The organism is Lysinibacillus sp. NPDC096418 (assembly GCF_044762775.1).
Lineage (GTDB): Bacteria > Bacillota > Bacilli > Bacillales_A > Planococcaceae > Lysinibacillus.
In genome coordinates, this window is sequence record NZ_JBIWEY010000004.1 from 88,827 (window position 1) to 113,595 (window position 24,769).

At 36.6% G+C, this 24,769-nt stretch carries 25 protein-coding genes and 1 riboswitch; of the genes, 8 read left to right on the forward strand and 17 right to left on the reverse strand.

Annotated elements, in window-relative coordinates; all coding sequences use genetic code 11:
* Window positions 1–127: 127 nt before the first annotated feature.
* The 3 genes from abc-f to ACIQZG_RS06040 all read right to left on the reverse strand — a co-directional run bounded on the left by abc-f (window position 128) and on the right by ACIQZG_RS06040 (window position 3,471).
* Window positions 128–1,756, reverse strand: a complete 1,629-nt coding sequence (gene abc-f, locus ACIQZG_RS06030; protein ID WP_402754270.1) for a ribosomal protection-like ABC-F family protein — start codon at window positions 1,754–1,756, stop codon at window positions 128–130.
* Window positions 1,757–2,148: 392 nt separating this feature from the next.
* Window positions 2,149–2,997 (reverse strand): AraC family transcriptional regulator, encoded by an 849-nt coding sequence (locus ACIQZG_RS06035; protein WP_402754271.1) that lies wholly within the window; start codon window positions 2,995–2,997, stop codon window positions 2,149–2,151.
* A 114-nt stretch (window positions 2,998–3,111) separates the two neighbouring features.
* Window positions 3,112–3,471, reverse strand: a complete 360-nt coding sequence (locus ACIQZG_RS06040) for an MmcQ/YjbR family DNA-binding protein (protein ID WP_402754272.1) — start codon at window positions 3,469–3,471, stop codon at window positions 3,112–3,114.
* Window positions 3,472–3,862: 391 nt separating this feature from the next.
* Here ACIQZG_RS06040 and ACIQZG_RS06045 point away from each other — a divergent pair, with 391 nt between their 5' ends.
* The gene (locus ACIQZG_RS06045; protein WP_402754273.1) at window positions 3,863–4,192 is read left to right on the forward strand and encodes a DHCW motif cupin fold protein; all 330 of its coding nucleotides are present in this window, start codon (window positions 3,863–3,865) and stop codon (window positions 4,190–4,192) included.
* Between the two features lie 220 nt (window positions 4,193–4,412).
* On the opposite strand, the gene ACIQZG_RS06050 is transcribed toward ACIQZG_RS06045, so the two are convergent.
* The 3 genes from ACIQZG_RS06050 to ACIQZG_RS06060 all read right to left on the reverse strand — a co-directional run bounded on the left by ACIQZG_RS06050 (window position 4,413) and on the right by ACIQZG_RS06060 (window position 6,263).
* Window positions 4,413–4,859 carry a hypothetical protein gene (locus tag ACIQZG_RS06050; RefSeq protein WP_402754274.1) on the reverse strand — a complete coding sequence of 149 codons (447 nt, stop codon included), beginning with the start codon at window positions 4,857–4,859 and terminating at the stop codon, window positions 4,413–4,415.
* A gap of 87 nt (window positions 4,860–4,946) precedes the next feature.
* The gene (locus ACIQZG_RS06055) at window positions 4,947–5,453 is read right to left on the reverse strand and encodes a DNA-deoxyinosine glycosylase (protein ID WP_402754275.1); all 507 of its coding nucleotides are present in this window, start codon (window positions 5,451–5,453) and stop codon (window positions 4,947–4,949) included.
* A gap of 18 nt (window positions 5,454–5,471) precedes the next feature.
* Window positions 5,472–6,263: a DUF2268 domain-containing putative Zn-dependent protease gene (locus tag ACIQZG_RS06060; protein ID WP_402754348.1), complete on the reverse strand. Its 792-nt coding sequence runs from the start codon at window positions 6,261–6,263 to the stop codon at window positions 5,472–5,474.
* 118 nt (window positions 6,264–6,381) lie between these two features.
* Here ACIQZG_RS06060 and ACIQZG_RS06065 point away from each other — a divergent pair, with 118 nt between their 5' ends.
* Window positions 6,382–6,639 (forward strand): hypothetical protein, encoded by a 258-nt coding sequence (locus ACIQZG_RS06065; protein WP_402754276.1) that lies wholly within the window; start codon window positions 6,382–6,384, stop codon window positions 6,637–6,639.
* Between the two features lie 94 nt (window positions 6,640–6,733).
* Here ACIQZG_RS06065 and ACIQZG_RS06070 read toward each other — a convergent pair whose 3' ends face one another.
* Complete coding sequence (locus ACIQZG_RS06070) at window positions 6,734–7,447, reverse strand: polysaccharide deacetylase family protein (RefSeq protein ID WP_402754349.1); 714 nt, start codon at window positions 7,445–7,447, stop codon at window positions 6,734–6,736.
* Window positions 7,448–7,834: 387 nt separating this feature from the next.
* Here ACIQZG_RS06070 and ACIQZG_RS06075 point away from each other — a divergent pair, with 387 nt between their 5' ends.
* The 4 genes from ACIQZG_RS06075 to ACIQZG_RS06090 all read left to right on the forward strand — a co-directional run bounded on the left by ACIQZG_RS06075 (window position 7,835) and on the right by ACIQZG_RS06090 (window position 9,983).
* Window positions 7,835–7,957 (forward strand): hypothetical protein, encoded by a 123-nt coding sequence (locus ACIQZG_RS06075; protein WP_402754277.1) that lies wholly within the window; start codon window positions 7,835–7,837, stop codon window positions 7,955–7,957.
* A 154-nt stretch (window positions 7,958–8,111) separates the two neighbouring features.
* Window positions 8,112–8,417, forward strand: coding sequence for a YunC family protein (locus tag ACIQZG_RS06080; protein WP_402754278.1), 306 nt, complete (start codon window positions 8,112–8,114; stop codon window positions 8,415–8,417).
* A 195-nt stretch (window positions 8,418–8,612) separates the two neighbouring features.
* Window positions 8,613–9,239: a DUF2238 domain-containing protein gene (locus ACIQZG_RS06085; protein WP_402754279.1), complete on the forward strand. Its 627-nt coding sequence runs from the start codon at window positions 8,613–8,615 to the stop codon at window positions 9,237–9,239.
* Between the two features lie 93 nt (window positions 9,240–9,332).
* Window positions 9,333–9,983, forward strand: coding sequence for an SIMPL domain-containing protein (locus ACIQZG_RS06090; RefSeq protein WP_402754280.1), 651 nt, complete (start codon window positions 9,333–9,335; stop codon window positions 9,981–9,983).
* A 177-nt stretch (window positions 9,984–10,160) separates the two neighbouring features.
* On the opposite strand, the gene ACIQZG_RS06095 is transcribed toward ACIQZG_RS06090, so the two are convergent.
* The 9 genes from ACIQZG_RS06095 to ACIQZG_RS06135 form a co-directional block, all read right to left on the reverse strand.
* Window positions 10,161–10,958 (reverse strand): DUF169 domain-containing protein, encoded by a 798-nt coding sequence (locus ACIQZG_RS06095; protein ID WP_402754281.1) that lies wholly within the window; start codon window positions 10,956–10,958, stop codon window positions 10,161–10,163.
* A gap of 451 nt (window positions 10,959–11,409) precedes the next feature.
* A complete protein-coding gene (locus tag ACIQZG_RS06100) occupies window positions 11,410–11,658 on the reverse strand; it encodes a hypothetical protein (protein ID WP_402754282.1) in 249 nt (82 codons plus the stop codon).
* Window positions 11,645–12,184 carry an RNA polymerase sigma factor gene (locus tag ACIQZG_RS06105; RefSeq protein ID WP_402754283.1) on the reverse strand — a complete coding sequence of 180 codons (540 nt, stop codon included), beginning with the start codon at window positions 12,182–12,184 and terminating at the stop codon, window positions 11,645–11,647. The genes ACIQZG_RS06100 and ACIQZG_RS06105 overlap by 14 nt, the downstream gene beginning before the upstream one ends.
* The gene (locus ACIQZG_RS06110) at window positions 12,162–12,497 is read right to left on the reverse strand and encodes a group-specific protein (RefSeq protein ID WP_402754284.1); all 336 of its coding nucleotides are present in this window, start codon (window positions 12,495–12,497) and stop codon (window positions 12,162–12,164) included. The genes ACIQZG_RS06105 and ACIQZG_RS06110 overlap by 23 nt, the downstream gene beginning before the upstream one ends.
* A 55-nt stretch (window positions 12,498–12,552) precedes the next feature.
* Complete coding sequence (locus ACIQZG_RS06115) at window positions 12,553–13,308, reverse strand: ABC transporter permease (RefSeq protein ID WP_402754285.1); 756 nt, start codon at window positions 13,306–13,308, stop codon at window positions 12,553–12,555.
* On the reverse strand, window positions 13,305–14,027 hold the full coding sequence (locus ACIQZG_RS06120) for an ATP-binding cassette domain-containing protein (protein ID WP_402754286.1): 723 nt from the start codon (window positions 14,025–14,027) through the stop codon (window positions 13,305–13,307). The genes ACIQZG_RS06115 and ACIQZG_RS06120 overlap by 4 nt, the downstream gene beginning before the upstream one ends.
* A gap of 267 nt (window positions 14,028–14,294) precedes the next feature.
* Window positions 14,295–14,453 carry a DUF1540 domain-containing protein gene (locus ACIQZG_RS06125; RefSeq protein WP_402754287.1) on the reverse strand — a complete coding sequence of 53 codons (159 nt, stop codon included), beginning with the start codon at window positions 14,451–14,453 and terminating at the stop codon, window positions 14,295–14,297.
* Between the two features lie 348 nt (window positions 14,454–14,801).
* Window positions 14,802–15,407 carry an ABC transporter ATP-binding protein gene (locus ACIQZG_RS06130; protein WP_402754288.1) on the reverse strand — a complete coding sequence of 202 codons (606 nt, stop codon included), beginning with the start codon at window positions 15,405–15,407 and terminating at the stop codon, window positions 14,802–14,804.
* Between the two features lie 123 nt (window positions 15,408–15,530).
* Entirely contained in the window at window positions 15,531–15,869 is a 339-nt protein-coding gene (locus tag ACIQZG_RS06135) for a winged helix-turn-helix transcriptional regulator (RefSeq protein WP_402754289.1), read from the reverse strand.
* A 133-nt stretch (window positions 15,870–16,002) separates the two neighbouring features.
* On the opposite strand from ACIQZG_RS06135, the gene ACIQZG_RS06140 reads away from it, so the two are divergent.
* A complete protein-coding gene (locus ACIQZG_RS06140) occupies window positions 16,003–16,632 on the forward strand; it encodes a nitroreductase family protein (protein ID WP_402754290.1) in 630 nt (209 codons plus the stop codon).
* Between the two features lie 85 nt (window positions 16,633–16,717).
* On the opposite strand, the gene ACIQZG_RS06145 is transcribed toward ACIQZG_RS06140, so the two are convergent.
* On the reverse strand, window positions 16,718–17,557 hold the full coding sequence (locus ACIQZG_RS06145) for a metallophosphoesterase (protein WP_402754291.1): 840 nt from the start codon (window positions 17,555–17,557) through the stop codon (window positions 16,718–16,720).
* 468 nt (window positions 17,558–18,025) lie between these two features.
* Window positions 18,026–18,109, forward strand: a riboswitch (cyclic di-GMP riboswitch).
* A 142-nt stretch (window positions 18,110–18,251) separates the two neighbouring features.
* On the opposite strand from ACIQZG_RS06145, the gene ACIQZG_RS06150 reads away from it, so the two are divergent.
* The gene (locus tag ACIQZG_RS06150) at window positions 18,252–24,746 is read left to right on the forward strand and encodes an NPCBM/NEW2 domain-containing protein (protein ID WP_402754292.1); all 6,495 of its coding nucleotides are present in this window, start codon (window positions 18,252–18,254) and stop codon (window positions 24,744–24,746) included.
* Window positions 24,747–24,769: the final 23 nt, after the last annotated feature.

Here is a 24,769-nt window from a genome sequence, read left to right on the forward strand (position 1 = left end):
CAGTTACTATTTCAGGTACCTTCATTGGATTTCAATTGAATCTAGCACGCTTCATAAACACCCAAGTGTACTAACCACGCTGTTCTATTGCTCTACCTTTCCTCAGCCCTTTCATCGTAAACAGTATCTATGAAAGTTCATTAATCCGCTTCGTTAACTCATTAAACTTTTGATCGAGCGTAGCATATTCTTTATCCTTTATTGTTAAAAAACTTAATTTCCCTAATACTTCTTGCCTTTCCGTCTCAAGCTTTAAACGAATAGCAACAGTATCATCAATCTGAGGAGGTGTTTCTTCCCATCGTCTTTGAATGCTACCATTGGCAATCTGTAATGTATTATTCGTCGTTTTTTCAAGGAAATAACGATCATGGGATACAACGAGTAGTGTACCTTGATAATGTGCTAACGTTTGCTCAAGCTGTTCTCGAGAAGGCAAATCAAGATGGTTTGTCGGCTCATCCAAAATCAGTACATTTTTCTCTTCCAAAATATATGCCATGAGCTTACATTTTACCCGTTCACCCATGCTCATATTGTCAATTAGTGAAGTCCAATGGGCAGGTGTGAATCCTAAATGCCTCATTAAATTTTGGACTTTACCTCTCTCCTCAAATGTCTCTTTAAAAAATAGTTGCTCAGGTGTTTTGTGTAGAGGCAAATCAAATACTTCCTGTGTTAAATAGCCAATATTAGCAGCTGGTGAAATCCACACATCACCTGTTGCCTCCTCTTGACCAATTAGTATTTTCAATAAAGTTGTTTTCCCACTGCCATTTGGACCTACTATAGCAAGCTTTTCGCCATATTTAATGGTAAAGTGAGCGTCTTTAAATAATAAACGTTCACCATAAGATTTGGCTAAGTGCTTAACCTCTAAAAAACGTTTCCCTACTCGCTGATTCGACTCTATTGAAAATTGCACGCTATCTTCTGGTGCAACACGTTCAACCTTTACTTTGGCAAGTTCCTTTTCCAAACGCTTTTTCTTCGACTTCACCTGTGCATCCATACGCTTTGCCTTTACGCGATAATGCTCTTTAAAGCCCTCCTGCTTCGTTGACTGAGCATGTGCTTTTTGAGACCAAGACGTCAGTTCCTTCATTTGTGCCTCAATACGTTCTATATCTTTCTGTTGCTTTTCATAAGCACGTTCTTGCGTTAGCCTTTGCTGCTTACGAGCCTCAATATAGCTTGTATAATTTCCACTATGTTCAAAGAGTCGGGCATTTTCTAGCGACCAAATTCTTGTTACCACTTCATCTAAAAAATAGCGGTCATGCGAAACCACAAGTATGGTACCAGGATAATTTTTCATCTCATCTATCAGCATTGCCGTACCCTGTTCATCTAAATGATTGGTCGGTTCGTCTAATAATAATAGCTGTGCATTTTGTGCAAAACCATTTGCTAACCTCATTTTAAGCTTTTCACCGCCACTTAATGCAGCATATTCAACGCTTGGCACTCTCCATTTCGCCAATAAATCAGCTTCTTCCGCTGAAATATCATGTGAAGAATACTGCTCACTTTCTTGTTCGACATACGTAATATCACCGCTCTTGAACCATTGCAAATGACCTTTTGTCGGTGATATTGAACCGTTGATAAGCTGCAATAAAGTAGATTTCCCCGCACCGTTTTTGCCTATAATACCGATTACCTCACCTTGTTTTACTGTCGCATGTATATTATCGAAAATCAGCGTGTTCTTAATTTCATAACCTATATCTTGTAATATTAAAAGTTCCCTCATATAATCCATTCCTCTCTATTCGGAGGCATAAAAAAATCCCTCCAATGTTCTTGGAAGGATTAGCTGCATAAACCAATTACGCCTCGTTATCGCGTAGATAAACAAAACGTCAAAATTTTGAATTGTGCAAGCACAATTCAAAATCTGTGACATTCGCTAGAGGCTTTATTTTCATTCAGTCGAATTTGCTGAATGAAGATAAAATACACAAATAAGCTATTTCAATGTAATAGCTCGTTGTTTATGGAAAATGGGCAGACTAATCCTATTTTTGATTCATTGAAATTTTAAATTCCAAGTGTAAAAATAAGATTAGTTGTTCATCGGCCACCCATCTTCCCTTCATTCATAGTTACAGTTATTTTAACATTGATTTCTACAAAATGAAAACGTTACTTAATCGGTAACCAAATTTCTGAGTAGTAATCAGGACTTGTAGCATCGCCATTACTATACACTTCTAGCTCAGGGCCGTTCGTCAGTTCATATGCATTTGACGGTAGCCATTCTTGGTAGATTTTCTCCCACATAGTAGTGATAGCTGTAGGCATAGCTCCCTTTACTTCAAACACTGCCCACTTCGCTGCTGGGACTGTAAATGTTTCAAATCCTTTCGTATCCTCACCAGCGTAATTTGTGGCTATCCAATAATCCATGAGATTATTTTCACCCATATCACACACACCAATTACACCCTGGATTTCGCCCGTATTTAAAGGAAACAGTTGATCATTCGTACCATCCTCATAAATATTCTGCCAAAACTTTGTAATTTCCTTCGTTTGTTCTCCGTTAACACACGAAAATGTTCGTTTAACACCGACTACTCGAAAACCTTCTTTTTCTACAATCTTATACTGCATTGGATCTGCTCCCTTCAATTGTACATGAATAACAAGCTTATTGTAGGAGTGAATCATGCCCGCTTCCTTCCGAACATCAGACGGCTTCATACCATGCTGTTTTCGGAAAGCTTTAGCAAATGCTTCAGGCGTTTCATAGCCATATTTGTAGGCAACATCGATTATCTTACATTGATTACTTGCGATTTCTTGTGCAGCTAACGTTAATCTTCTTCCACGAATATATTCGCCTACCGACATACCCGTTAATATTGAGAACGCACGCTGAAAATGAAAAGAAGATGAATGAGCAACCTTGGCGATTTGCTCAACTTTCAACTCTTCCGTTAAATGCTCTTCGATATATTCAATTGCTTGCTGAATCGATTGTAGCCACATGAAGCATCACTCCTTACTTTTATCATATCGAAAATAGAAAATTAAACTGGTCATTTCTTGCTGCAATTGGACAGCTTTTCGACGACAAACACCTTCACTCTGATACCTACGTCACTATTCAGAGGTAATTTGGTTTCGGAGCTTTTTCGTAAGTTTAGAAAAAATCAGTTCATACGAATGCTGAATAAGCTTTTCTACAAATTCATCAGACAGATTTGAGTCAAAATAAATAGAATTCCAATGTGTTTTGTTCATATAATAGCCAGGGATTATGCCCTCATAAGTTTCTCTTAGACCCTCAGCACGACTCGGTTCACACTTTAAAGTGATAACAGACCTCCCATTTGCATCCGTTCCCATCATCGCAAACATTTTCCCACCAACATGATAACGGTCTGCTTGCCATTCTGGTTGGTAGTCATGTGTCGCGCCCAATAGAGATAGACAATAATCTTTTAATTTCTCCTTATTCATAACAAAAGCTCCTTTACATAATATATGTGGTCTTCCTTTTGCTTAAAAATTAAATGACTACTTTAACTGAGCAAAAATAGTTACTAATATTTCCACACTCCACTGCTAGATAGAGCTTTTAGCGGCGGCGGAAGAACCCAGAAGGAACAGTACGAGACAGTAGACGCAACAAATAGTGCATAGCGAGGGTTGCGGCTTACGGTGTGCCTGCGGAAACTCTAATACTTTAGTAGAATGAAAAACTGTTTTGAAATTTACTCATTGTTAGTGGCAAACATGATGTATAAATACAATCTTCCATATAATAAGTATATACACAAAATAATAGATATAAATACACGAAATTTTCTGATATAATAAATTTTTTTAAAGTAAGTAATGGAGGAAATCTATGCAAACTGAATACACAATTTTGGATTGGAGTACTATTATTGAATCTGTTAAAACTGGCGAACAAGGATTTTCATCGACAAAAGAAATTAGAATCAATGATATGAAATATAGAATTATCGACTATTCTCCTGGCTATTTAGCAGACCATTGGTGTGAAAAAGGACACATCGTATTTGTCCTAGAAGGAACACTAATTAGTGAATTATCTGATGGCAGTTCATCAATTCTAAACAAAGGTATGGGTTATGTTGTGAGCGATTATTTAAGCTCTCACCGTTCTAGAACTGATATAGGCGCAAAATTGTTAATTATCGATACTATAGAATAGAGGCACTCAGAATGTTACACCATTCTTTGAGCACCCTACTCGACTACATAAAATATAAATCTCTTAGGACGTTTTCTACGTTAAAAAGTTATACTTTCTACGTTACTCTTCGTTCAGATTCATTATAGTTAATCTGAATATTTTATCTCAAGTGTCAATATAAATGCACATCAAAAAGAGCCACATATACTTTGCATACGTAGCCCTATGAATTATTTAGTTAAAAGCATTGGAAAGAACGAATATTATTCATATGAATTGTGCGGAGCCTCCAGCCATTTCTACTACTCCAGCGGAATCCCGTCACCACATCTCTTGTCACAGCCACTGGAAAGAACCAAAAATTCCTTCCGCTATCCAGCCAAATATAGGTATGCCTAAATAAACAAGAACGTATTCCTGAAGGACCTACCTGCCAAGCTGGTATCGGTGGAGAAAAGTTTGGTGGCGGACCTCCTGGCGGTGGACCAAATGATGGTGGCCCCCCTGGTGGCGGACCAAATGGCGGCGGTCCCATTGGCGGAGGACCGAATGGTGGTGGGCCTCCTGATGGTGGACCGAATGATGGTGGACCGAATGATGGCGGACGTCCTGGTGGTGGACCGAATGGTGGTGGGCCCATCGGTGGTCGGCCAGATGGTGGTGGATCAAATTGAGCATAATACAAATCATGTTCCCCCTTTCTACATAACTTACTATATGCATATGTCATCAAAGGGTGAAATTTATCATACTATAGCTCTTTGCCTAATCACTATAGATATGCGCCTATCAAACGCCATTCTTCCAATTTCTCCTCAAAAGATTTAATATTTTTGCCTGGAATCGGACTTGTCGATGGCATCTTTTTATATGGACGATTAGCCAAAACCTCAAAACCAACATGCTTTTTAAACACATCAAATGCCTTTGTACCGTTAAAAATAAGCAAACGAATATTTGGATATTGCTTTAAAAAAGCATGAAAATCATTTGGCTTTTCATTACGAATCGTCGCATCTAAGCTTCCCTTTCTCTCACAAGATGCTATTGTATCCCATAATCCAATACCATGTTCTCTTAGCAGATCAAGCCTTGCTTCATAATCCATTGGCACAGCAACCGCTAATATCTCCCCTACAATCGGCCAAAAGTGATTACGAGGATTTCCGTAGTATTGCTGCTTTTCTAGCGATTGTTTACTTGGCATTGATCCGACAATCAATACTTTTGTCGACGTATCCACAATCGGTGGCAACACATTCGTAAGTTTATTTGTCATAGCAATCACCCCTTTCCATTATTGTAATAGAAAATCTGAGCCGGCGAGGATTTCTTCTGTCGATTTCACATAAAGATCCTTGTCATTAGAACAATTCACCTTATACGTCCGAACAATTTCGTATCCGATACAGTAGCCAACCCATCTAGGCAGCTGACCACCATATAAAAATTCGAAATGATTATGCACCCCTTGCACTTCTAGGTAAGGTAAAAAATGCTCTTGCCAGACCAAAATAAGTTCATCCATCGTGTACAGCTTCAACCACGGTGCTAGCCACCTTTCTCCGTATAATTCCTCCACCGCACATTCTGCTAGCCCCTCTAACAAAAGTGAATCTTTCAAAGTTACATCATCAAGGGACTTATTTAGAAACTGGAGCCGACAAGCATGATTGTATTCATGGGCAAATAATGCACGAAGCTCTTCTTTTTCTAGTTCCGCAGAAACAAATAAGAACACCGCTTCTTTATACGCAACGCCATTTTTGTTTGTAATTGCATTTTCTTTTGTAATCGGAAAGATATAAATGGGTACTTCCGGACCATTCCATTTCTCTTTTAAACGTTCGTATTCCGCCTTTACCGTTTGCCAAATCCCCTTCCTCTCCAATTCCACTACATCAACTGTTTCATGCGGCATAAATAATCCATTTTGAAATAATTCATACTGTATTTCTTCTGGATATGCATCCAAAAACACATCTTTTAGAGGGCTACAGATGACCTCACAGTGGATTTTTTCAAGGCTTTTCCCGTTTGGCTCCTTATAAACATCCAACAACTTCAATAACCACTTTTCTGTTGGCATCACAGACACACTTCTCCCCCTTTTTCCCTAGTTTATGATTACGCTAGACAATCGGCTAGTATCTCATAGATTCAGATGCATATATTACTATGTAACTTCGTGGAAAGGGGGGATATTTGTGAATCCAACTGAAGCTTATAATGTTTGTTGTAGATATCAGGGCAAACGCGTAAGAATTACATGTAAAGATGGCAGAGAACACTTTGGGAGAATTACAAGGATAGATAGAGACCAAGTGTGGATTCAACCTGATAGACGATTAGGAGGCTATGGTCTAGGTTTCTGGGGTCCAAGGTTTGGTTTTAGAGGATTTGGCTTAGGTATTGCACTAGGTGTTATTGCCGGCATTGCAATAGCTCCACTTTTCTTTTTTTAATGAAAACGAGCCAGCTCAAATTGTATTATATTTGAGTTGGCTCTTTTCTTCGTGCAAAAACGTGTAAGGCTGCCTTAAAAGTTGATTTGCTAACTTATTTGGCAACCTCTTTTTGATTTCCATTAATTAGTTCCGAAACTGTGACAAATTTATAGCCCTGGCTTTGCAGCTTTGGCAATATTTTTTCCAGTGCTCTAACGGTTTGATCACGATTTCCGCCTCCATCATGAAACAATATCACGTCCCCAGGCCGCGTTCCATTTAGCACCTTGTTGACAATTTTATTTACACCAGGTCCCTTCCAATCTTGTGTATCCTGATGGTAAGACCACATCACCACTTTATAGCCTTCATCCGCTACAGCGTTAATCATCTGTTCATTGTAATTGCCGCCAACAGGACGAAATAATTCAGGCAGAAAGCCCGTAATACTGTAAATCAATTCATTCGTTTGCTGTAATTCATCCTGCAATTCCGTTACGGATGCATTATAAGGATGCGTATACGTATGATTCGCAATTTCATGCCCCTCCTTATAAGATCGTTGAACAAGATCTGGATACTTTTCTGCATTTGCTCCAATAATAAAGAAAGTAGCCTTCGCATTGTATTTTGCCAATAGATCTAATACTTTTGCAGTATTTTTAGGATGCGGTCCATCGTCAAACGTTAGGGCGACCACCTTTTCTTGTGTATCAATATCCCAAACGACTTGCCCCGTCTCTTCGTAATAACTCCGGCCCTTATCTGCTGAAGTCTTAGACCCCACATAAAATGCAGAAAGGAGTAAGGCGCAAACCGTCAACATCAGTACATGATTCCATCTCAAAACTCCACCTCCTAGTGAAAGGAAATTCACAAAACTTTGTTGTCTTACTATTTGCGAAATGCCGTTAATTATACAGGTGAAAGAATTCGAAAAATTACTATTTAGGAAAAACAAATCCAATGTAAACGCATTCATTTATGACAAGATAATTATTCATTTAAAGCAGTTCTTATACCTATCTTCGTATAATTTTTTTCAAAATTGCCCTTCATTTTGAACGATTTGTGAAAACATTCACAAATCCCTTTCCTTTCTCAAAAATAAGCGTAGAATGAAATATATAGCTGATATATAACAAAATGAGCACAACATCTTAAAAGGTCAGTCTGTTGTAGTACAAAATTCAAGTGCAAAGGAGGCTTCATTATGTGGGTAATTACAGTTTTTGAGCAAGATACTTTCCGTATGTTCGAGTACAGCACAAAAAAAGAGGCAACAGAGGCATTAGAAAACTTCAAACAAACAGCGGTGCTTTCTTATACAAAATAATCTATTGATAGAGCTACTCCTTGTGAAGTAGCTTTTTTGCATCTATATAATGACTTCTTTGCCAAGCGAAAGGGTATCAGTCTTTTCTCGATAAAATACCTCGAACATCTTGTTACTCCTAACCATATGTATATAGATAAAAGGAGTGATTTCAATGGTGACAATAGAGCCTATCATGATTAAAGGTCATTTTTTCACGGCTGTTACTGTTAGCTTACCGAAAACGACTTTGTTAACCATTTCTAATGATACTGGCTATATTATGTGTGGGGCATTAGACGTTGGGCTTTTGAATAGCAAATTAGTTGATAGAAAGATCATTGCCGGTCGAGCAGTTGGCGTGAAGACGATTGACGAACTATTAACAGCCCCGCTGGAATCCGTTACTTATGAGGCAGAACAACTTGGTATTTTTTCAGGAATGACTGGCGTAGAAGCATTACTACAAATGGTGGGCTAAACTAATAATGCACTTTATCGATGGGCTGCCTAGAAAGTCAGAAAAGATGACTTTCCGAGACAGCTCATTTTTATGAATTACACAGTAAAATTTATTTTGATTACCCGTATAATTGAAGCTTTTCATAAGCCCTTGTCCTACAGTATAAGTAATCATCTACTTCCACATACTGTTGGACAAAAGGAGTGATTACGGGTGCATAGAAGTAAACATTCAAAGATACATTTAATACTTCTAGGAATTGTTGTTGTAGTTTTCATCTGGTCTGCTATTATGCCCGCTACTTACTTAGATTGGATAGCGGAAGTTAGTCCAGCCATTGTTATTTTGAGCATTGTCATCGCAACTTATAACAAATTCCGCTTCACTACACTTTCCTATTGCATTATTGCCCTTTTATCGATTCTAACTTTTATCGGTGGTCACTATACTTACTCAGAAGTCCCTCTTTTCAATTGGATAAAAGAGGAATTTGATTTGAGTAGAAATAATTACGATCGATTTGGACATTTTTTAAAAGGTTTATCGGCCATTGTGATAAGAGAACTTTTATTAGCTTTCACCACACTAACGAAAGGTGCATGGTTGTCTGGCATTACGATTAGTATTGTGCTTGCAATAGCTGCTTTATATGAAATTATCGAGTGGTTAAGTACGAAAATATCAAAGGGTGGAAAAACTTCAAAAGACTTTTTAGGGATGCAGGGAGATAGATGGGATGCGCAATGGGACATGTCTTTAGCATTTGTAGGTGCAGTTCTGACATTAATTATTTTTTCTAAAATCCATGATAACTTATTCAAAAAAAAGAATGATCTATAGTCTATAACCTTTATCGTACATCATACATCTGACAAACATTTCAAATAGAGAGCATAGAATTAATAGTATGACTCATACGGAAGGTGGAACCCGATGTATTATGCCAACATTAGTCAGCAACCACTCCCTTCATTACGTGTAATAACAGTTACTGGGAATAGCAAAGTGATGGCTACAGCAAATTATGCCCAACTTCAAATAGAAGTAAGTACACAAGGTGAGAATGTACAAGAAGCTCAACAAGAAAATGCCAATATCATGAATCACGTGATTCAGTCTATTTTAGGGCTCAATATCCCTCGAGAAGATATAGGAACAGCTAGCTATACGATTTTGCCCAAATACGACTATATTGACGGAAAACAAATTTTTAAAGGTTATGAAGTAACGAATGCCCTTTCGGTAAAAGTATCCGATATCAGTCAAGTTGGAACTGTCATTGATACCGCGGTGCAAAACGGTGCCAATCGCATTTCTTCAATTCAATTCGAAATTGAAAATGCCGACATCTACTATCAACAGGCGCTTAGCCTAGCACTTCAAAATGCACAAATGAAGGCAAGAACAATTGCAGAGACAATGCAATTATCCTTGTATCCTCAGCCTATTGAAATTGTAGAAGAGAATAATAGCGAGCCCGTCCTCTATAAATCTCTAGCAATGGCAAATCAAACTATAACAACGCCAATCGAACAGGGACAGATGACTATTCGTGCAGCTGTTCGTGTGAAATTTCAATATTAACAAATTAAGTAAAGCGCATTCGCGCCCGTTCGCACGCGACCTTGAGCGTGCGAACGGGCGCGAATGCCTAGACATCTATAAAAAGTTATACTTTCTTCGATTAAAAAAGACTGTATTTTTACCAAGGTTCAGTAAAAATACAGTCTACATATATACTATCTGACATTAATATTCATTTTATTTATTTGGCTTTACCCATTCAGGATAGATTGGCGCAAGATATTCAGTTGTATCGGACTGAATGCCAACTGCCGGGATTGGGTAGCGTAAACCATTTTTAGATAGCTTCTTTAATCCTTCTATCCCTTTTATCAAATCTTGCGGTGGAATAGCCATAAGCATTTCTTCATCTAAAACGCCTCCAAAACGGCGTTCTGCATAACAAGGGATGGATAGGCTTGGCTCTCCAGTTGCCAAAGCTTTCCCCCATGAATCTGCACACGCACTTTCTCCCGAGACACTCCATTCGAATTTTTTAAACCCTACCCATTGCAAACCATTAATCAGCAACATCATTTGACCTGGTGTTGCGTAAATCAAACAAATATCGGGATTCTCGATTCTACCAGCTGCAAGTGGTGAAATAGCAAGAGCTTCATAACTTCCATAAGGCACGACATCTAGACTTTTCTGATGGGCAGCTGAATCCTCACGAGTACCAAACCACACGCCATCCATCGCCTCTCCAGAGTAAAAGTCGTCGTCCTGCGGCATTAACCCAGCAATAGCTCCACATTGTTTCATAGCAAGATCATCAGCTGTCACCCCCATTGTCCAACCAAGACGAACCGATTGTGCAACTAGTTGATCTAACAAATAGCGTTTATCAGGACGACGTATTTTCGGTACCGCTTCCATTTCTGCTTTAGTAGAGAATTTTTTCATTCCTACAGGTGTTGCTTTCAAACGTAGAAGTTCGTTAAGATTAGCGGCGATTACCTTCCAATCATATTGCGTTTGCGATGTTGTTTCCATCCCTATCCCTCCCTTTGAGATACTATTAATTATCTAATTATTCAGACTTTTATTCAAGTAAATTTTACTTTATCTCTACTATATTTAGGCTCGATACAAAAATATGTTCTTGCAAGAATTCATGAAGATTCGAACATGCGAATGTAGAGGGCAATAGTTTTGGAGCCTTTTAATCGTTAAAAAAGCCATTTATTCAAATTGACATACAACTTAATTATAATTAAGTGACATTGTACGAATAAAACTGTAATACCAAGGATTTCTAGGATATTGTCACATATTTAAAAATATGTAGTATATCAATTTTGAAAAACGTGCTCGGTTGAGGGTGAAAAAATGCGCAATATATTTACCATTGGAGCTAAAATTACTGTGAGTTCCACAAAAGCGACCTTAATGAAATTAAAAGAAACCAACACTTTTTTAAGCATTGGTTTTCATATGGATATCGTTATTGAATTAATAGTTGAATAATCGTTATAAAAATTGCAGTTACTATTGGAATTACTTTAAGCGATGTATAGCCAATTGAAGAGGAACAAATAGGTTCTAGGGGATCTTTCGTTGGTGAAGCTAAATAGTGAATAAAACGTTGCCATCGACTTTTCTTAAAGTGCGTCAACTGTTTCGGAACCTCGATTTCATATTCATCTAAGCTGTTTTTCAATTGTGGTTCATTATTAAATTCATCCTTTAGCATTGAAATCCTCCTTTAGCTCTTCTTTCAAAAACTTCATGGCATTATGTAGCCTCGATTTAACTGTTCCTAAAGGGATCGATAAAATCTGTGCAATTTCCTCCTGTAGTAAATCATGATAATAGGCTAGCAAAATAACAGCACGCTGCTTCTCTGGTAATTTGAGTATAGCTTGTTGCACGGTTAACTTCTCATCTGATGATAGACGATCACTTGGCGTAGGTACTAGAAATGGAAATAATGTACGCCATTTCTTGCGCCGATTCAATTTATTAATCATTATACGATAAGCGATTTGAAATAAATAAGCTTTGACCGTCCCCTTTTGTTGATCGAAATCATCTTTCACATATTGTAAACGCTCGAAGGTATCTTGCACAATATCAATGCTTAGCTGCTCCTCCCGTGTGTAGCGAAACAAAAAGCAATAAAGGGGCTCATACAAGCGATTGTAAAGGGTTTCGAAGCCTACGACATCTCCTCTTTTATAAGCCTCCATCCATTCCTCATTGCTTGTCATCAAGCTCATCCCCCCAATGAGCCTTAATCGACTTTAATGTTATAGAAACACGAGATACTAAATAAACTACAACAACAATAACCCACACTTGTGATTGATTTGTAAAAAATTGCACATATGGATTTTCAACTGTTTGGCCAAAAGAAAGTAGCATGTTTAACGCCTGCACGCAGATTATCGTATAAATAGCTAAAACGAGCGTTAACGTATCGAATACATTCCAACGCAAATAAATCGTTGTTTTTTTATAATTAATTTTCCTATTTTCACGAACGACATATTTTCTATCCATCGGAATCACAAGTGCTAAAATAATTATCATCCATATTCCACCCACAATGAGTGAAACAATCCATCCAATCCCCAAAAGAAATCACCTACCGAATGCTGTATACTTTTCTAGCCACTATTGCTAGGAGAAAACTTAAAACTGTTAAAATCATAAAATATTGATACTGTGGCAACCATGTTTGCTGTATTAAATCCAGATTAAATTGCACAATGTCATTTAAATATAACATGGGGTTCCAACTTAAAAATACAAAATAATCATGAGGGTTTTTACCAGCTAAACTTAAAAACATAGTCGTCATCGTAACCGAAAACATAAAAATGAGCATAATTGGCACAAGCATACTTTGTGCGACTTTACCATTTCGAAATAGACCTGCCAAAATAAAGCTTAGCGGATAAAGTGCCAGTAACACAAAATTACTAACAAGAACAATCATCGTCATCGAAGCAAGTGATATGTCTACTAACAAGCGATAACCAATTAATAAAAGGATTAAATAAGTATTCATTAACGTAAATACACCAATCCCCATACCTAAATAATATTTTAATGGTGTAGCATCTGTCCGCTGTATCCAGCTAAACGTACGCTCTGCCTTTAAATCTGCTAAATAAATTGTTGCACTAGAAAAGGCAAATGAAAAGATAAGTAATAAGATGGAAATCGGCATAAATTGCCCCTTAATCATAAAGAAAAGCGTCTCTTCGCTTCCTGCAAATGACATTTTAATTATCCATGAAATAAATATAAAAAGAAAGGGTGTAAACAAGTTTCCAAACAATACACCATAATTCCGAAGGTTTTCTATCATATACATACGTGAAATTTGTGCTATCATGCGCCTCTTCCTCCCAATACCTGACCTGTTACGTCAAAATAAATCCCTTCAATCCCTGGTAATACTGCATGCTTATATTTTTGTTGCAATTCATCTCTTTTGCCATGCTCTACAATTTTCCCCTTGTCTAATATGTAGATATAATCAAATAACGCTTCAAACTCCGCTACTTCATGACTGATAATGATTAATAATTTGTCTTGCTGTTGCATTGTTGTTTGTAAAAAATGAAGCAATTGCTTTTTCTTCATTAAATCCAAATCTGCAAATGGCTCATCTAAAAGAAGGATTGGCTTATTGAGCAGAAATGCTAAAAAGATCGATACAGCCTTACGTTGACCCCCTGATGCATTTTTTAATAGCACGCGTTCATACGAATCAATACCTAAAATCTCGTACAATTCCTCTGAATAGTAAGCATTTTCCGTTAATCTATTGAACAATTGGATGATTTCACGAATTCTTAGATGCTTATAACTTTCAAAGGATTGATATTGCATAGCAATTTCGTCGAACACTCGAGAAGGTGAACCATCGAGTACAATCGCTCCGGCATCTATCTTTTCATCCCCTACGATACATTTTGCTAAAGTTGATTTTCCAGCACCATTTTGACCAAGTAATAAGTAACAATGCCCTGCGTAAAAACTTGCAGATACCCCATTTAATATAGCCGTTCCATTATATTGCTTTACTACATCTTTCAAAAAAAGCTGCATAAAAAATCCCTCCCGATTTGTAATTACACTAACTATACAAATGAGGAATGTAAAAAGTTCAAATAATTTCTAATTTTTTTCATAAAAACCAAAAAGCACTAAACCCTCTTGGATTTAGTGACCTTACAAAAGATTATATGTATAAAAAATTGTTCAACTATTCTTATCAAATCACCATTAGAGCGATATTTCTTACTATAGAAAAAATCTAATTTTGAAAGTTGTCTTACTCTAATGCAAAAAAAGAGTAACCATGATTTGGTTACCCTAATGCTCTGATGGGCTAAATGTTTGGCAATCTGTTTCTTCACTGTTGGAAGCTTGTTCACCATTTTTACTAACAACATAAATAGCCTCAGCAGTGCATTTGTTGCCAGAACCCCAATACGTACAATTATTGACTTCACAAAGAACTTCTTGAGCCATACTATTACACCTCCTCTTTTTCTAGCCTTAACAAATATGGATTAATTGATACCATAAACATGCAACAGTGGTCATATTATTATTTGAGGAAATTTCTCAAAAAAGTTTTTCACCATTTCCCAAAAGTACACTTTATATAATGTAGTTAAAAAATAACATAGTAAAAAACATTATAAACGAACGTAATCCGTACACGTATTAGCGAATTCAAATAAGCCCAAACACTATTTCTGTACAGATTTTAGTGTAGAGACCACTTTTAAGAACAATTTATTCACGTAATTTCTATGGACAAAATACTTTATCAACAGCATGAAAGGAGGTCTCTTTTTCAAGAAACCTCCTTCTTTAACCCCATTCATTAAAATCAATCACACGATGACAAAGTCTTTGCATTAGCTTGGATTCATGTGTGATAACAAGTATGCCCATTTCTCTCTTTTCAGCGATTTCCATGATTGCATGCCAGATTTGAGCCTGTGTGTTTGCATCGAGCATTGTCGTCATTTCATCTGCAATTAAAAAGCGAGTATTCGGTCCCAATGCCCTAGCTACACAAAAGCGCTGTAATTCGCCCCCAGATAGCTCGTGTGGCCAGCGTGTTAGCCATTCTTGCTCAATCCCTAATAAGTCTAATAATTCTTTATCCGGTTGATATCCTTCATTAAGAATCTTATGCATTTTCCACTTTGGATTAATCGCCTTCTCAGGGTGTTGGAGAACCATTTGAACAGGATGATATCCACCCTTCGGTAATGGTGCACCCTTAAAATGCACGGCACCTTCAATCGGTGACTCAAAACCCGCTAATATGCGGCAAAAGGTCGTTTTCCCTCGTCCACTCGGACCTGTAATGCCAACGATTTCTCCTGGTTCTAGCGTAACATTGACCCCTTGGAATAACCACGGACCGTCCCCGTATTGAAATCCAACGTTCTTTGCTTCAAGTTGCATGAATACACCTCACCATTCCATCCCTAAGTTTTCGCATTTCAGGTGGTGCTTGCTGGCATTCAGGTGTTGCCATCTCGCAACGCGGTGCAAACAAACATCCTTGTGGTAATGAGCTTTTTGTTATTATTCCTTTGTTGTCTTTTCAAAGTCACATAGATCTATCCATTTTTGAATCGACTTAATGACTTCTTGAAACGCTAAACCATTAGGTGTTAACTCATATTCCACTTTTTTTATAGAAGAATCGATGAACTTCTTATTAATTAAGCCTGCATTTACAAGCTCATTTAAACGGTCTGTAAGTAAACGGTCTGATATTCCAGGAATCGTAGCGTGGATTTCGTGATACCTTTTTGGACCTGATAATAGAGTATAAATAATCATGCCCATCCATCGTTTCCCTATAAATTCAATCGCTTGATGGTAGTTGCTGCATATATGTGTACAATTCGGTTGAGTCATATAATAACCTCCCGCCTGTGAATTGGTTTTCTCCTATTGTAACACATAATATTTTTTATTTGACGCACAAACTTACTAATGGTAAGATTCTATTTATTAACTTATCATTAGTAAGTTTAGAGGAGGAAATACAATGACAACAACAACAACTAAAGATTTATATACAATTATGCACGAGAGAAAATCAGTTCGTAAATACGATCCTACCTTTAAAATGACGCAAAAAGAACTTGAAGAAATCCTTACTGAAGCAACAAGTGCTCCATCTTCAAGTAACCTACAACCTTGGAGATTCATCGTTATTCAAGACGATGCTACGAAAAAAGAACTTCGTGCAATTGCTAATAATCAAGAACAAATTGAAACATCTTCAGCAGTTATTGCCGTTTTAGGTGATGCTGAAATGTACAAAAACGTAGAAAAAATCTACACTCAAAATGTAACTGAAGGACATATGGGTGAAGAACAAAAGAATATCACAATTAGTAATACGCAGCGCATGTACCCTGCTGCTCCATTAGCAGTAAGACAAAACATCGCATCTTTTGATGCAGGTCTAATTTCAATGCAACTTATGCTTATTGCAAAAGAAAAAGGCTTTGATACAGTAACGATGGGTGGCTTTGACAAAGTGAAATTTGCAGAGCGATTTGAATTACCTGAAAATCAATTCCCAATCGTACTTATCGCTATTGGTAAAGCGGCTGCACCAGCATTTGGATCATCGCGTCTACCATTAGAAGATATTGCTCGCTTCATCTAAAATCATTTGTAAATACAAAATCAGCAGAATCACATTTTGATTCTGCTGATTTTTTGTTTAATTTATTCGAATAAACGTTGTGTTCTTAAAAGCTTAAATTTATAAGTGCCACTTGTGGGATATTCCCTAAACGAAATGGTAGTTTTGTATTACCAATTCCAGAATTCACATATAAATTAGGATTTTGGCTCCCAGAAAGGGTATACCATCCCTTCACGTATTCTTCAGCTAAAGCAGTAGTAGCGAGAGGTCCGATAAATGGTAAATATACTTGCCCTCCATGACTATGGCCAGCCAAAACTATAGCATGCTCCGTTGATTCAAATTGTTTTGCTACATCTGGTTCATGTAATAACACAAGTGTATTTTCATTTCGAGAAAGCACTTTATTTATATCAGCTATATCTGGAGAACCTAACAGTGCGTCATCTAATCCATATATAAGTAGCTCTTCCCCGTTCGACAAAGTAATAGTTGTTTCTTCATTTTTTAAAAGAGTGAAATCAGCATCCGTTAGTAAGCGTTCGTAATTTCGTTCCATACCGCCCCCTACATCTCGATTACCATACACCGAAAATTTCCCATAAAGAGCTTTCATTTCTTTCAAGAGAGCTATAATCTCTTGAATCTCCACTTCCGTAGCACCCATATCAAATAAATCGCCTGTAAAAACAATCATATCGGGCTCTTGTTTATTAATTTTCTTAACAACTTTCTTGAACTGATCCATACTAAAGAATTCGCCTATTTGCGTATCAGTAAAATGAGCAATTTTAATGGATGTCCCTTTTTCCTTGCTCTGCGGTGTATATGAAAATTCATGTGACTTAACAGTTAGTAACTTCGATTCGATAAATGTTGCATAAACAAAAACACACACTCCTACTGTAAGCAATAGAAGTAAAAATTTAAAAAACTTTCGCATTCTTTTCCCCTCAAATACTGAATTTCTATATTAATATAATCGTTGGATGTTACAACTGTGTCACAACTCGATGAATGATACAAATAATTTGACCACTAAGAATTACACAGCATCTTCATTTTGTGAAGATTATAGGTCAATTAACCATTCCCCCTATTCTCAACCACTTCGTCATAAATGATCATTAAATCTGCTCATCACCAAAAGGTGGGGTTAACATTTTGAATAAAGCGTTTGTTGATTGAAGTGGAGCCAGCGTAACTCCTTCGGGATTAGCGTCACAGGTAATACCCTAGATTTACAAAAAAGTTCACCATAATGGAATCACACTCCTTATTTCCTATTACATCAGATAGATTAATTTTCCAACTTTATGATATTTCAGCTATATTACCTGCTTTTGTAGCAATAAAATATAGTACGATTTGTCCTTGGGAGCAAAATTTTAATATGATATTGTTTAGCTGTAAACTAAATAGGCAAACCTAGAGAAATTTAGGGACGCAAAGCTATAGGGGCTAAGGTTTATTACTATGTCAGCCAGCTACCGAAGAGTACATTCTACTTTTTATTATTCTATAGTTTCATAATTAGGTAACACTATTTTTATGAAACATTTATAGGAAAAAAACTACTCTTATTGAGTAGTTTTTTTATGTACATCTTTGGAATAATTCATCAGGAGGAAATTTAAATGAAGGTAATTAAAATTGCAACAGCCGCGGCTATGGCTTTAAGTTTAGTCGGTGCACCATTTAATGTCTTAGCTGATCAAAATCAAGAAACAAAAGTTACAACAACAAGTAACATTAAACAAGTAAGTAATGCTAGTGTAAGTAAGTTTTATTTATACGGAAGTGACTTACTAAATACATATAATGAAGTCTTTAAAATGGACAAATCTAATATCCTATCAATTTCGAACAACGGCGGGAACTACTCTGGATCTCCCCTTTCAAAAGCAATCGATGGTGATATGAATACCCATTGGGAAACAGGTAAGGCCAATAATGCAACTTTTACTAATGAGGTTATCTTTAACTTCAACGAAACAACTTCATTAAATCGAATTGTTTACGCTGCCCGTCAATCAAGCGCGAAAGGTAAAGGTTTTGCACAAGAGTTTGAAATCTACAGTTCATCTACAGATGAAGGTGATGACTTTTCATTAGTTTCTTCTGGTGAATATAAAGGTTCTACAGGAGATATTGTTGAAATCCAATTTAAGCCCACTGAATTTAAACGTTTAAAGTTTATCTATAAAAAAGCAAATCAAGATTGGGCAAGTGCTTCGGAGTTCTTATTCTATAAAGAAGACCAAGTATCTGACAAAATGGGTAACCTATTTACAGATAATACATTCAGTACTGTAAACGAATCGTTTAATACAATAGATGCTTTAAATAAATTAGAAGAAGAGGCAAAAGTTCATCCACTCTATTCTCTATTTAAAGAAGATATAGCAAATGCTAGATCCCTTCTAAATCAAAAGGATATCGAATCAACTACAGCAACTGTTTCAAAATTAAAAGGCTATGGCACAGAATTCGAAAATGCTTATAGTGACACGTTCAGAATGCCAAATTCTAACGTATCAAAAGTAACAACAAATGGTGGTAGCTATCCTACTACAAAACCAGAATTTATGTTAGATGATCAACCAAACACTCATTGGGAAACAAACAAGAACAATGCTGCGAACTTTACAAATGAAGTAGTATTCGAATTAAATCAAGCAGAAGTGCTAGATCGAATAGCCTTTTTAGCTAGATCTGTGAATCAAAAAGGCTTCCCAGAAAAATTCGAAATTTACACATCTGAAACTAGTAAAGGGGAAACATTCCAACTTGTTTCTAGTGGCGAAGCGGTAAGAACAAGTGATTTCTTAGAATTCAAATTTAAACCTACAAAGTTTAAACGAATCAAGTTTAAATTCAAGAAAGCATATACAGATAGACCGTTCGCAGCAGAATTCAGATTCTATAAAGAAGATAGTATATCTAATAAGATTGACAACTTGTTTACGGACGAACACCAAAATAAAGTATCTGAGCAATTCCATACGTTAGAAAAATTAGAAGCGTTAGAGCAAAGTGCTCAATCACATCCTCTATATGAACTGTATAAGGAGGACTTCGAAAACGCCAAAGTACTACTAAATGAAGAAAAAGTAGAAGCAACTACAGCTGCAACAAAACCATTTGAGCATTACGCTAATGAAGACTACTCCAAATTATTTAAAGTGGATAATGACAACATTAAGAGTATTCGAAACAATGCGGGTAACTATGGTAGTGCCGTAATTGGAAACGCCATTGATGGCGACCTAGATACTTATTGGGAAACGAATAAAGGTAATTCAACTGATTTCACAAATGAAGTAGAAGTAGAATTCAAAGAAGCAGTAAAACTAAACAGAATCATGTATGGGGCAAGAAAATCTGACCGTAAAGGGTTCGCTGAAGAGTTCGAAATCTATGCTTCTCAAACGTCTAAAGGTGATACGTATCAGCTTGTGACAACTGGGAGACATAATGTAGTCGCCGGATTAGTAGAAGCTAAATTTGAACCTACTACATTTAAACGCGTTAAATTTAAGGTCAAGAAATCTACTCAAAACTGGGCTTCCTTAGCAGAATTAGCATTCTATACAGAAGATGCTGTAGCAGATAAAGTAGATAATATCTTCACGGACGGAACAATGAGTGCGGTAGTACCAGAATTCAATAGTGTAGATAAAATTAATGCATTAGAAAATGAAGCGAAAGCACACCCACTGTATGATATTTTTAAAGAACGTTTAGATTTAGCTAAAAAGATTGTACAAGGTGAAGTAAACGGTGAAGGAACTATTGTTGTAGCAGAACAACGTGGAGATATGGTGAAGCACGCGAAAGAAAACTTAAAATTCGGCTTCGGTAACAACCTACAGCCTACAGGATTTGCAGCACAGCCTGGAGACAAAATCACAGTATATGTTGATGCAAATACAAATGGTCCATTACCAAAGTTATCTTTTGCGCAACAAGATGGTTCTTTTGCAAATTGGAGAAGAGATGTCGCTCTAGTACCTGGTAAAAACGAGATAACGGTACCTCAAGTTAACAAAGATAGCTGGTATAAACATGATGTAACACCAGGTGGAAGTATTTACATTATTAATCCTTATACAGAAGAACAACAAGGGAGTGCCCCAAAAATTCGATTTGAAGGCGTGGAAAAAATTCCTTTCTCAACGAAAGATACGAACGTAGCAGAGTTCAAATCATTCTTAAAAGAATATAAACAGAAACTAGATGAAGATACTGCGAAACATCCAAATGTTGAAGACAGAGAAGTGATAGATGTATTTGAATTTGTAAGTGATCATATTGTTTGGACAGGAACAGCAACTGGTGCTTACAAAACGTATATTGAGAATGGTTATAGCCCGATAGAAACAATTGAATCTTATAATACTCATATGGAAGAAATATTTAGATATTACGGATTGGATGCAAGTAGTAAAAAGCAAGACCCTAAATTAATTAGAGAAAATGTACGACTTGCACAACCATTTGGTTATATGTATGCATACACTGACCATATCGGTGTACAAGGTGATGTTATGGCTAACCACTTAATTCCATTTGAAGTGAGAGGTCCATCATGGGGCTTGACCCATGAGATTGGACATAGAATGGATGTAAACGCTAGATTATATGGTGAAACAACAAATAACATGTTACCACAACATATGTCGGCTTATTATGGTCAAATAGATAATCGTATACCATATGAGGGATATATCTATAACAATGTACTCGAAGAAAACTTGAAAGATTACATTGATCAAGGATTGTTTGAAAAATTAGGCGTATTTTGGCAATTAGAAATGTACAGCCCTGGATACTGGGGTGACTTAAATAGTCTCTATCGAGAAAGAGATGTACAACTGACAAATGGAGAAATCTCTAAGCAACAATATTTAGTTGAACTTTCTTCTGAAGTATTAAAACTTGATTTAAGCGAGTACTTCGCTAGACATGGTTTTACAGTCAGCAAAGAAACAAGAGAGTTGACTAGTAAGTATAAGAAACCGAATGAAAAATTATGGTATCTAAATAACTCTGTAGTAGGGTACACAGGAAACGGAATAAAAGATAAAAAGGTCTCTGTTGGAGTAAGTATTGTTCCAAATGCAGAAAAGAGTATAAATACTTTAAACTTTACTATGGATAAGAGTTATGCTGAAGACCTTTTAGGGTTTGAAATAATTAGAAATGGTAAAGTTATAGGGTTTACTTCTACAAATAGTTTTATTGATAAAGAGGTAGATATAAGTAAAAACTATACGTATCAAATTGTTGTATATGACAAAAAGTTAAAAGCCTTAGAGCCCGTTGAATTTAATTCATTTAAACCAACAATAGCAGTTGAAAATCATCTAACTCTTAAATTGCACCAAGAATTTGATCCAATGGATTATGTGAAAGCACTTAACTTCGAAGGAAATGATATTACAAAAGACGTAGTGATAAAATCTAATACTGTCGATATTACCAAAAAAGATAACTATGAAATTGTTTACGAAGTAAAGAATGCTGAAATTACAGAAACAAAAACAACTAAAGTTACAGTAACAAGTGATTTTGCATATATCTCTGATTTAACTGCTAAATCAATAAATGTTGGTTGGGGATCATTACAAAAGGATAAATCCGTTTCTGGTGGAACTATCACTTTAATTAGACAAAGTCTTGATGCAACTTATGCAAAAGGTATCGGTGCACATGCGAATTCAGAAGTTGTTTACGACATCGATGGAAAAGGCTTTGATTTCTTTGAGAGCTATATCGGAATCGATCAAGCGATGAAAGGAAAATCTTCATCTGCAATATTTGAAGTATGGGTGGATGGCGAGAAGAAATTCGGTAGTGATATATTTAAAGCTAATACGGAACATGAATTTGTTAAAGTTCCAGTTACAGGTGCAAAGGAAGTTAAACTAGTAACCACAGATGCTAATAATGGCGGTAATACAGCTGACCATACCGTATGGGCTGATGCGAAGTTCACAACAGATTCTAGTAAACCTACATTAACTGTGTCTGAAGAACTTACATTCGTGAAGCTAAACAGTGACTTTGATATTTTGAAAGATGTAAAAGCATTTGATACAGAAGATGGTAACTTAATCGAACAAGTGAGAGTAACAACGAATGACTTCAACGTGAATAAAACAGGCACGTATACTGTAGAATATTCTGTCACTGATAGTGATGGCAATACTGTCACTAAGGCAAGAGAAATCTATGTCTATAGTGATGCTACATTCGCAAGTAATACAGATTGGAAGTCTGCACAAACTGCTTGGAAAACGGTTAACAAAGATAAGGCTTCAGTTGGAGAATCTATCAAAGTACTCGTTAATGGCGAAAATAAAGAATTTGCTAAAGGGATTGGTACACATGCAAATTCTGAAATTGTCTATGATCTTGCAGACAAAAACTATGATTACTTTGAAACGCTAGTTGGTGTGGACAGAAATATCACAGAAAATAGTAACTCAAGTGTTACTTTCAAAGTATTGGCAGACGGCGAAGAAATCTATAATAGCGGGGTTATGGGATATAACACCGAAGCAAAAGTAGTTAGAATCCCTTTGAACGATGTTAAAGAATTAACACTGATCGCAAGTGATTCTGGTAATGGTAATGCATCTGACCACGCAGACTTTGCCGATGCCAAATTCTATATTTCAAATGGGATTCCTCAGCTTACAATTCCTAAATCAACTGCAACTAAAGTAGGGACTCCTATTGACATCAATGAGCAATATACTGCGATTGATGCAGAAGATGGCGATTTAACAGCTGCTGTACAAGTAACAGGAGCAAATCAAGTAAACTTTGATCGAGCTGGCAAGTATGAGCTTACTTATACTGTCGCTGATAGTGACGGCAATGAGGTCACTAAGAAAAGAACGATTTCTGTAGTAAATATGGATGATTACAACTATCTATCTGATTTTGACTGGAAATCTACTCAAAACAGCTATACCGCTCCTAAGAAAGATACATCTATAAGTGATAAAGCTCTACGATTAACTAAAGAGGATGGAAGCGAAATAGCTTACGAAAAAGGTATTGGCGCACATTCTAATTCAACAATTGTCTATGATTTAACGGATAAAGATGCCGATTACTTTACTTCATTCGTTGGTGTAGACCGCCAAATGTATGGTAGTGTTGGCTCGGTTATATTCCAAGTGTTTGTTGATGGAGAAAAGCAATTCGACAGCGGCTTAATGACTTCTAGAGAACCTCAAAAGTTCATCGACGTGAATATTAGTGGCGCTAAAGAATTAAAATTAGTCGTTACTGACGGTGGTAATGGAAATGGCTCTGACCACGCAACATGGGGAGTTGCTAAATTACATTTTGCTAACCCAGATAGTGTATTTACACAAGAGTTAGAAGCCATTATTGAAGAAGCGAAAGCAATCAATGCAGAAGACTATACATCTGAGAGTATGGCTGTCTTACAAACAAGCATTGCACAAGCAGAAGCAATTCTAGCAAATAAACAAGCTACTCAAACAGACATTGATCAAGCTCTAGAGTTGCTAAAACAAGCAAAAGAAGCATTAGTAGCTATCGATATGAGTCTAATCGTCACAGTACCTGATGCACTTTTAAACACATCTATTAAACAAACATTAGGTATTACAGGTGACATCACACTAGCTGATATGCATAAACTGACAAGCTTAACTGCTATTACTTCTCGAACAGAGCGAGTAACGAGTCTTGAAGGTTTACAATATGCGAAAAACCTAGTGACATTGGATATCACGGGCAATGAAGTGACAAATTTCTCTCCACTACAAGGATTAAAAAAATTAGAGAATCTAATTGCCGATCCTCAACTGATTGAAATGCCTTCTCCAATTGGACAGGACTCAACTTTCTATGTGGAGAATCTAGTGAAAGGCTTAGATGGTAAACATGTTAACCCTACACAACTAGGGCTTAGACATAATAAGACGTTTAAAGAAATAGCGATAGATGTTGATCAACTAGAAGCAAATGCGAATCATTTTACAATCGATCTTTCAAATGAAGATAAAGGTGTTTACACATTAGTAATGGTATATGAAGTGGAAGGCAATACGATTCAAATCATTACTATGATTAACAACAACTGATTCATTTTAGAAGTATTCACGCT